Here is a 9,503-nt window from a genome sequence, read left to right as displayed (position 1 = left end):
CAACTTGGCTATTTATACTCTTGTCATCTAGTCGGCGTCAAGATATATTTTTTGAACTTGGAATGTACAAATTTGAGTTTATTTCAGGTACAGAATTTTTTTAAAATGTCGACACTCTTACCTAGTATGAGGCCTCTCAGTGACTGCTTTATCTGTAATATCGTTTCCAAAAGCCTATTTTGAACCTAAAACTAACCCCACAAAATTAATCACTAGAAAGTCTATGGGGCTTTCTTTTAAGCATAACTTTAAGCGTAAAGTAACGCTGCTGACAGCTCCTGCAGGTTTTGGTAAAACCACACTAATGTCGCAATGGTTAGAAGAGGCAGCAAAAGAAAAAACGGACAATGCATGGGTGAATATAGACTGCACCGATGGCACCGCGTCAAAGGTATTACTCCAGCTTTTGGAGAGTTTATTGTATATACCTAAGATTAATACAACTCACCGCAATTCATCGTTCATCAATAACTCCCCTTCAGTCGAAGCAATTATTCATTTACTGGAGAGAGCAGAAGATGAAATGTACTGGTTTTGGGATTCGCTTGAACACATTAAAGACAAACACACTTTAGCAATATTAAATAAGTTAATTGATAACCTACCCAGTAATGTGAGGTTAATCATTTCTTCCAAAGAAACGCCAGACTGGGACATTGTAGCTATGTTGCTAAGGGATAATGTCCACGTCATTCAACAGAATGACCTCAGATTTACGCTTGCTGAAATAAAGTCTTGTTTTGTATTTGAAGGTTTAGGAATGGTTGACGAAAACAAGATTTACACCCTCGCCAATAATTTATTAGGCTGGCCTGCCATCATAAAATTAGCTGCAGTTGCGATCAAAAATGCAACTTCACCAAGCGAAATCAACCGAATCGTAAAAGGTGATCATGAAATCATTTCTCAATTTGTTCACCAGTACATTTTTATGACCTTAAACAAGGAGCTACTTACTTTTATTTATCAAACTGCACATCTGAGAAAACTCCAAATTAAATTATGCAATCACGTATGCCAACACGAAAATAGCGACGCATACATCAAACAATTACGTAAGTTAGGCATAATTATAAAAAGTCAATTTAGTCCGCAAACTTATCGTTACCCGTCTTTTTTCAATCACTACTTAAGAGAAAATTTTTTAGTACAAAATAAAGGTAACACTAAACAACTCCATGAAAGAGCACTTTCATGGAATATATTGCACAAAACCCCCGCTGAATCTTTATTTCACGCGTTAGAATTATCGAATATTGATACAGCTACAAACGTCATAAAAAGATTTGCTAGACAGCTAATTGTGTCTGGAGAGATCACACTATTGCAAAGATACTTCAAGACACTTTCGATTGATGAATTAACCACTAACTCTTTTCTAAAATATGTATATGTTTGGACATTAGTCATCACACAAAAATTTATCGAGGCGAAAATAGAAATAAATAAACTAGCAGGTTTGGTGAACAACAATATAGTCGAGGCAGGTTTTGAACACTTAACTCCCACCCTATCAGAAGTTAAGATTCTTAAATATCGCGTTAGACAAGCTTTGGATCCTGAGTGGTCTGATCCGACAGTTTGGTGCAAACTGTTGGACTCGGAAGGAGATACCTTTTTTAAAGAACAAATAGCCCTGTCACTAGGTTCTGCCTACCTAAGACGAGAGCAATTCACGCAGGCCTACACCGCTTTTTTAGACAGCAAATATTATGCTGACGCTAACGCAACAGCAATCACCGCTATCACCGCACTATCAAGGATGGCATACATTAGAAAAATTGAAGGGCGCTTGATTGAAGCGAAGGGTTTATGTGAAGAAGCCATAGATTTGTCGATTCAAAACTATGGTACTCGCATACCTGTTGTCGCTGTACCTTTATTAATTTTGAGTGAAATCGAATATGAATTAAACCGGATCGATGTCTCAGAGGTGTTGCACTTGTCTGCGAGTAAGTTATTTGAACAATACGATAATCGAATTTTCCAGGTACAGGCAATTATTCATGGAGCAAAATTAGCGAATTATTACCATGGCCCGGCCAACGCCATTAGATTATTAATCAAAGCTAAAAACATCGTGTCGTCTCGTTCAGACAGTCATCTACATAGGCTAGTTTGCGCTGAACAAATTAAATATCACCTAAAAACGGGTGAGGTAGCGATGGCGAAATCACTACTCGCTAATGAAGATATTTCAATTGATAAACGCACTCCAAACCCCAGCTTTAACTGTTCGAGCAAAGATGAAACCATTTACAGTGCTTTTGCTCGTTACCTCATCAACGTTGGTAGATTTGCAGATGCGTCGGCGTGGTTAACAAAAATGTTGCATCAGGCTAAAGAGCAAAAAAGAATATGCTTTTGCGTAGAGTTGGCAGGGTTATTAGCCTTAGTACATGCCTATATTGGCGACGAAAACAAAATGTTACGAGGGGTACGCGAACTATTATTTTTAGGAGAGCAATCAAACTCCACGCGATCAATTCTTGATTTAGGAGATAAGATCATGCCATTGATAAAAAAATATCAAACATATTATATTAAAGTGGAAGATCTACATGGTCCATCTACTAGCTATATTCAGGATCTAGTGAAGTTTTCAAACGAACTTAGAACCGAAAAAGTAGACAGTTATCAATCAAAAACCACTCTACCGCCAACAAACACCTCCTCTCAACAACTCCCTGTTCCTCCGTCGATTCATAATTTAACGCAAAGAGAAATAGACGTTCTAGTGCTTATTTGTGAGGGCTACTCAAATAAGAAAATTGCCCAAGAACTTATTTTAGGTGAAGGCACGGTAAAATGGCATGTAAAAAATATTTTTGCAAAACTCTACGTCGCCAATAGAACACAAGCGGCGGCTGTTGGCAGAGAGTTAGGTATTTTGGATTGACTTTTTAAGCTGTTGAGCTCGTTTAACAATCCACTTTCTACAAATCTAAGGTAATACTCGGCAGTGTGTGTTTGCGTAGGCTAGCCTTAATAAATCAAAGATTAATATGCCGCCACATTAGCCCCTTACCCACAGAGTTATGGATGAACACCCGTCAATACCTACTTTCTTAGCTGTGACGTTCCATGCCTCGGGGCCAATTAAAAAGGCAAAGGGATTGGGCCCGAAACGATTGGCATTGGAGCCTGCTTTGTTAATTGACGTCAGTTAAAAAACAGGCTTTCACTCTTTAAACAAAAACAGGTTTACTCACGGCTAGGGATATCAGCTAAATAAATATCGGCTTGTCGGCTATCTGTTTGGCTATAAATCAAATAATTGCGGTCAGGGCTGACTGCTAATGGCACCCCAATAGCTTTGGGTAATATATCTGTTACTTTTAGGTCTTCATTTTTGACTAGACTGCTTCGCCAGATGCCTTTGTCAGCACCGAGTTTAGCGTAATATAAATAGCTGCCTTGAACCGTCCAATGCCCTTTCACTTGGGGATCCAAATACTCTACAACCACTTGCTTATTGTTGCCGTTGAAATCCATGGAATAAAGCGCATTGTTATCTTTTCGAGAATAGATTATTTGGTTATTCTTGGATATTTGGAGCCGTTCGACACTAAAATCACTTAGTTGCGTGACCTGCCCCTGCTGAGTAATTTTAATTAAGGATGATGTTTCGCCGTGCTCTTTGGAAATAGCAAAAATATGGCCATCAGCGGCATAATGGCAACCATGGTATTGCCCAGATATGCCATAAAGCGGTTGATACAATTTGCTGGCTAGGTTGAGTTGATAACAGCGATACCCTGTAGCGCTGCGACTACTCACCAGTAAATGACTGCCATCAAATGACCAGTTGGGTAACACTAGGTCAGCGTCGTCTATCGCTAATAATTGCCTTTGTTTTTTAGTCTCGAGAGAATATAACCAGATAGCGGCTTTGCCTTTTCTATTGCTCACAAAGGCTATTTGTTTGCCATCGGGAGAGTAACCTGGGAAATTATTATATTTTATCGACTGAATAATAGGTTCAGGGCTAGGGTTATCGGTGGTTAAATCAAGCTGCCATATATTCGCGTTATAACGCACTTCTTGAAATGCCAATCGAGTGTTTTGGCTATTAAGGCTAGGGTATTTTGCATCCCTCGCCCCAAGCAATTCTTTTTGCTGTTGATTAATATCTACTAACCACAGGTTTCTATCTCCTAACACATTACTATCGTAAAGCAGCCCTTGGCTATCTTTCAGCCAGCTAAAACTGGTAATAAACGCCGCTTCTTGAGTCAAGTTTGTTGCGGCCTCAGAGGTCTCTGATTTGCCTAGCTGAATAAGGTGTAAATTACGAATTGAATCGTTACCACGGGTAAAGGCTAAGTATTTTCCATCAGGTGAAAAACGTGGACGGGAATCAAAGCTATGTTGATGTCGCGGAAAGGTTATTTGACGATGTTGTTTGCTTTGAAGATCGTATTGCCAAATGGCGGCAACCTCAGGAGCATCATCAAGGCCTCCTCCATCTTTCGTACTAGCAGCGCGATTGACATAGGCGATAAGCTGACCGTTTTTTGACCAGTCAACTAATCCCGCAGAGCCAGGTGACATACAGGGCGTTAAGGGTTCTCGTTGCAAGGACGGTAATTGATACACATACACAGTGCAGCTGTTGTCAGAAAGAGCTGCCACTAACAATTGTTTATCGTCTGGAGAAAACGTAGCAGAAACCAAATGCTGTTTAGGATCGCGTATTTCGAACAACGTTTCCCCATCGAGATCCAGTACTTTAACAATAACTCTTTGCTGCTGGGTGACAGAAAACGCGATCTTATTCCCTAAACTAGACAAGGCCGGTTGGTGCTCAAAATCGCTATCTGTGGTTAATCTTTTCGCCGTGATTAAGGCCGATTTAAGCGCTGCACTAGGGGTATCAGTTTTAGCATACTGACTAACAATATAAATTAAGGCTAAGGCAAAAACCCCAATTATTAATGCGTATTTATAATTGATTACAGACTGAGCGGCACTTTTAACAGTCGGGTCATTTGACTGAGTCTTTACCTGGTGAATAAACCGATATCCCTTTTTGGGTAAAGTTTCAATGTAAATAGGCTTAGCTGTGTTATCACCTAACGCCGCTCGTAACTCGGCAACACATCTTGAAAGTGCATCCTCGTTTACTAACTTGTCTTTCCAAATTACTTCAATCAATTCGTTTCTGCTGAGCAAGTTACCTTGATTGCTCAACAATAATTGCAATAACTGCGACAACCTTGGCTGTAATCGTAAGGACTTTTGCTTAGAACTTAATAGTCCATCCGCAGGATTAAAGTGCCAATCGGCAAAATGGTAGATAATTTGGGGCGTTGTGCTGGACTCAGTCATCATCCGAATATTGTACATTAAAACAAACGGTTATCAGTATTTAGTCATCAAAATCAAACAACAGGAGGTTTTCAGGAAGGTTTTAAGAAGCGCTCCGAAGGATTATTGCTAGTGTATAACCATAAAGTAGCAAGGTCTCTTCGCAACTCTCTTAATTAATACACTAAGGACCTAAAATGCACCGACTTACCTCAGTACCATTGGCAAGCATATTTTATTGCTTTTTAATGGCGTCCAGCGCGGCATTATCAAATACACCGAACCTCGGTGATAACACTTGCGATTCACTGTTATTGGTGAGTAGTTGGAAACGTAACAACGTAAAAATCTATGACGGCTGTAGTGGTGATTTTATTCGTGATCTCGATAGTCAAAACCTAGTTGATGGCCCACTTGGCATATTACAAGCGCCAGATGGTGATGTTTTGGTGGTCAGTGAAACCAATGGCAGGTTACTCAAATTTGACTACAACACCCTAAGTGTCGGCCAAGTGGTTATGGGTGATGATCCAACCACAGAAATTGTCGAAAACAACTTTATTAAAAACCCAGTCGGCGCAGTAATGGGCGCAAATGGGCAAATGTATGCAGCCAGTTACGGTACCAATGAAGTAGTAAAGATTGATTCACAAACATGGACCATTGTTGAGCAAATGTTGCCCCCTGACAATGGTTTAATTAAAGGCATAGATGTGGGTATGACCATCAGTAGTGATGGTTTTTTGTATCTGCCAGGATATGACAGTGACAATATCATTAAACTTAATTTAACTGATAAAACTGTCATCAGTGTGGTTGCAGCGGGTACACAAGGATTGGATGCACCAAGAAGTATACTGCTTCGCGATCAAGAAATCTTAGTCACCGCAGAGCGTAGTAATAAAATTATGATTTTTGATCTTGCTGGCAATTTTAAAGAAGTATTAGCTGATGTTGCCAGGCCCACAGGCATGCAAAAAGATGGAGACTCACACTTTATTTTTAATACTTCAAATGCCGTATATAGAGTGCTCAATGATGGCAGTGAATATAAAAAAGTAGTGCAAAGTGGCAGTGGTGATTTAGCTGGCGGCACCTTTGTTTATCGCTTATTCAAAACCATGCAAAGGCCAAAGGCGAAGACAGCTGCTTTATTCAATGGAGTAAATTATGAATAAAGGTAATCAATGGCTAACTTGCCTAATGTTATTAGTAATGGTGAGCCTGAACGGCTGCAGTTCTGATGGCGCAAGTCATAGCGCCAAGATATCCCAATTAAGCACAATGCCTGAAGCAAATTATGAATTGTTATTTATTGGCAATAGCCACAGCTCAGCCAACGGTTTACCCAATTTAGTAAGCACATTAATTACGGCTGCTGAACCTGAAAAATCAGCAAACACAGCGCTCGTACCTGGTTACCGTTTTTTAGATGAAAGGGTGAATGACGGAGTCACCTTAGAAACATTAAATGCTCGCAACTGGACCCATGTGTTTCTGCAAGCACAAAAATATTCCACTTCTGGGCGTTACTTCTATTCCACTTCAGCCGCCCAAGACTGGATTAAACAAGTTAAAAATCTGGGTGGCACTCCTGTAATGTTTCCTGAGTGGCCACGTTATCGAAATAAAATCGAGGGCCAGCGCATTTACGAATTACACCTTCAGATAGCAAACAACGAAGCTGCATGTGTGGCACCAATTGGACCCGTTTGGGATGAGTTTCAATTGCTATACCCAGATATAAAGTTACATGGGCCAGATGGCAATCACTCAAACCTTAACGGCGCACTTTTGACTGCTTATGTATTTTTTCAAATTGTCACCTCAAAACCGGCAAATGTGCTTGGGTATTTACCGCAAATAAATGTAAGTGAAGACACCCAACAAAAATTAAAAACCGTCGCGCTAGATTTTCACAATATACATTTACCTTGCCCTTAACATCATAACTGCTGGTAGTTGGGTATTGATCAGCTAGCCAATGGCGCTTTTAGGTTGCTTATACCCCTTGCAAAAGCTAGGGGTGTTTACTACTGTTTATGCGGAGTGACCATGATAAGGAATATCACTAAATGCAATCTCCAATTACTTACCCAAAGCTCAAAAACATTCAAGTAAACCCTCCGGCCAGTTTCCAACTTGATGCGACTGTTTTGAGACGACAATGTAAAAATCAGTTGCCAAATTTATTTCAAAGTAGAGTGTTTTAATATGAAAGCTAAAACTGGAAAGAAAGTCACAGAAGTGGCACCCACTACTCCTGTAGAAGCCTTTGAGGCAGATGAAGCTGACCCAGGAAAGGTAGAAAAAACAAAGGCTAAACAAGTAGAAGCCCAAAAAGGCAAGTATGGTTCAACCGTTGCTCCTGCTCATAAAGCAATTGAAAACCAAACCCCCGAACAACAAAAAGAGAATACCAGTTGGATCGAAATCGAAATGTTGGACGAAGAAGATGTCCCTGTTTCTGGTGAAAAATACGAAATTGAATTACCAGACGGCTCTATTGCTAAAGGCACTTTAGACGGAAACGGTTTTGCTAGAGTTGATGGAGTAAAGCCAGGGGAGTGCAAAGTAAGTTTTCCCGAATTAGATAAAGAAGCGTGGTCGTAGTCGCTTGGGATTGACATTAAAACTGACTCATCTAATGCGTATTACACATATAGGCCAGAACAATTGTTCAATTCTTTGAAAACAAACAATAAACTCACTAGTGCAGCATAGCGCTAGTATTTCACTGACTCTTACCATAAAATTCTTAACCATCAAAATAACGGATTCATATCGAATCTATCCGCCATTTTTCGTGTATGGCTTAGTACAAGTGCGCTAAACAACAATAACTAAAAGAATGAATGCTTAATTATCTAATTATTTTGGTGGCTATCAGTGCCGCTTCCTTATTACTGTATCCCAAAGTAGCCAACAACTTATTATGGCGCGCCGCAATTACCCCTTTAGCTTCCATTATTGGCAGTGGTTTTTTGGTTTTAGGTCCAATTTTAGTCGCATCTTTTGGACAGTATGCTGCCTTGATAATGATTCTTTTATGCACTGTTGCTTACCTTTTTGGTGCGGCAATCCGCTTCAATATAGTCAGACTCGCGTCACTTAGCGGCGTCCGCACTGTGCTTGAGGATAAACTTGAAACCGTGGCTTCTTGGGCCTTAGCCTTTGCTTATATCATTTCGGTTGCTTATTACTTAAATTTGCTCGGCTCATTTGCGGTGAGTATGACGTCAGTAAATGATGCTTTCCATGGGCAACTCGTTACCACTGCTGTTTTTGCGATAATACTGCTAGTAGGTTGGACTCGAGGATTTCATGCATTGGAGCGTATGGAACAAATCACTGTAGGAGTGAAACTTTCGATCATCGCGGGGCTGTTATTTGGACTTGGGTGGTTTTTCATCGACAAAGCTATTGCCAGTGAACTGGTGCGAGGTTCTGCCACGGTAACTGGTTGGCAAGCCGTAGTATTGGCAGCAGGGTTACTAGTCACAGTCCAGGGATTTGAAACATCAAGGTACATTGGTGACGAATATCTGCCACTGACAAGAGTTCGTTCTATGCAGTTTGCGCAATGGATCTCTACAGCTATCTATATGGTATACATTGTGTTTTTAAGCTATCTATTTATTCCTGAAAACTTACCCATAAGTGAAACTGCCATCATTGAACTTATGGCAGTAGTGGCACCTATTTTACCCGTACTGTTGATTGTTGCCGCTATCAGCGCACAATTCAGTGCCGCTGTTGCAGATACTGGCGGTTCTGGTGGTTTGATTACTGAGCTAACTAAAGGTCGGATTTCGCCAAGAGCCGGTTATGCGCTTTTGGTTGCCATTGGATTAATACTCACTTGGGCGATGAGTATATTTGAGATCATCAGTTACGCATCTCGAGCGTTTGCATTTTATTATGGGCTTCAAGCTTTTATTGCAGCCAAGGGGCGCTACTCAGAGAGTGGTTTGTCACTCAAAGGAGTAGGATTTACATGTCTTGGTTTTTTAGGGCTGGCAATTACAATATTCGGTGCGTCAGTGGAATAAAGCCGCCATTAACAGCTAGCACCTGATAAAACTACAGCCCAAGGTTACCCCTGAGCCCTAGTCTAAGCGCAAATTGAGCGCCGAAAAAAACGCCGTAAAAAGTAATGCCGATCAGTTAAGAAAACTTTTAATACTCGATTG

6 protein-coding genes are annotated in these 9,503 nt (G+C 40.5%); 5 read left to right on the top strand and 1 reads right to left on the bottom strand.

The window, feature by feature from the left end:
- Nucleotides 1-139 precede the first annotated feature (139 nt).
- The gene (locus tag KO534_RS12880; protein ID WP_215930074.1) at nucleotides 140-2,899 is read left to right on the top strand and encodes a LuxR C-terminal-related transcriptional regulator; all 2,760 of its coding nucleotides are present in this window, start codon (nucleotides 140-142) and stop codon (nucleotides 2,897-2,899) included.
- A 305-nt stretch (nucleotides 2,900-3,204) separates the two neighbouring features.
- On the opposite strand, the gene KO534_RS12875 is transcribed toward KO534_RS12880, so the two are convergent.
- Nucleotides 3,205-5,349 carry a winged helix-turn-helix domain-containing protein gene (locus KO534_RS12875; protein ID WP_215930073.1) on the bottom strand — a complete coding sequence of 715 codons (2,145 nt, stop codon included), beginning with the start codon at nucleotides 5,347-5,349 and terminating at the stop codon, nucleotides 3,205-3,207.
- Nucleotides 5,350-5,507: 158 nt separating this feature from the next.
- On the opposite strand from KO534_RS12875, the gene KO534_RS12870 reads away from it, so the two are divergent.
- From KO534_RS12870 to KO534_RS12855, 4 genes are all read left to right on the top strand, one after another.
- Nucleotides 5,508-6,488 (top strand): Vgb family protein, encoded by a 981-nt coding sequence (locus KO534_RS12870; protein ID WP_215930072.1) that lies wholly within the window; start codon nucleotides 5,508-5,510, stop codon nucleotides 6,486-6,488.
- Nucleotides 6,481-7,254, top strand: coding sequence for a hypothetical protein (locus tag KO534_RS12865; protein WP_215930155.1), 774 nt, complete (start codon nucleotides 6,481-6,483; stop codon nucleotides 7,252-7,254). The genes KO534_RS12870 and KO534_RS12865 overlap by 8 nt, the downstream gene beginning before the upstream one ends.
- A 270-nt stretch (nucleotides 7,255-7,524) precedes the next feature.
- Nucleotides 7,525-7,923: a hypothetical protein gene (locus tag KO534_RS12860; RefSeq protein ID WP_215930071.1), complete on the top strand. Its 399-nt coding sequence runs from the start codon at nucleotides 7,525-7,527 to the stop codon at nucleotides 7,921-7,923.
- A 242-nt stretch (nucleotides 7,924-8,165) separates the two neighbouring features.
- On the top strand, nucleotides 8,166-9,362 hold the full coding sequence (locus KO534_RS12855) for a hypothetical protein (RefSeq protein WP_215930070.1): 1,197 nt from the start codon (nucleotides 8,166-8,168) through the stop codon (nucleotides 9,360-9,362).
- Nucleotides 9,363-9,503 lie beyond the last annotated feature (141 nt).

The organism is Paraglaciecola arctica (assembly GCF_018861065.1).
Lineage (GTDB): Bacteria > Pseudomonadota > Gammaproteobacteria > Enterobacterales > Alteromonadaceae > Paraglaciecola > Paraglaciecola arctica_B.
Note: the sequence above shows the minus strand (reverse complement) of the source record. Positions and strands in the feature narration are given on the sequence as shown.

Excerpts from the sequence above, each read along its gene's own strand:
- KO534_RS12865 (WP_215930155.1), top strand. The coding sequence starts at position 6,481 with ATGAATAAAGGTAATCAATGGCTAACTTGCCTAATGTTATTAGTAATG.
- KO534_RS12860 (WP_215930071.1), top strand. The coding sequence starts at position 7,525 with ATGAAAGCTAAAACTGGAAAGAAAGTCACAGAAGTGGCACCCACTACT.
- KO534_RS12855 (WP_215930070.1), top strand. The coding sequence starts at position 8,166 with ATGCTTAATTATCTAATTATTTTGGTGGCTATCAGTGCCGCTTCCTTA.
- KO534_RS12875 (WP_215930073.1), bottom strand. The coding sequence starts at position 5,349 with ATGTACAATATTCGGATGATGACTGAGTCCAGCACAACGCCCCAAATT.
- KO534_RS12870 (WP_215930072.1), top strand. The coding sequence starts at position 5,508 with ATGCACCGACTTACCTCAGTACCATTGGCAAGCATATTTTATTGCTTT.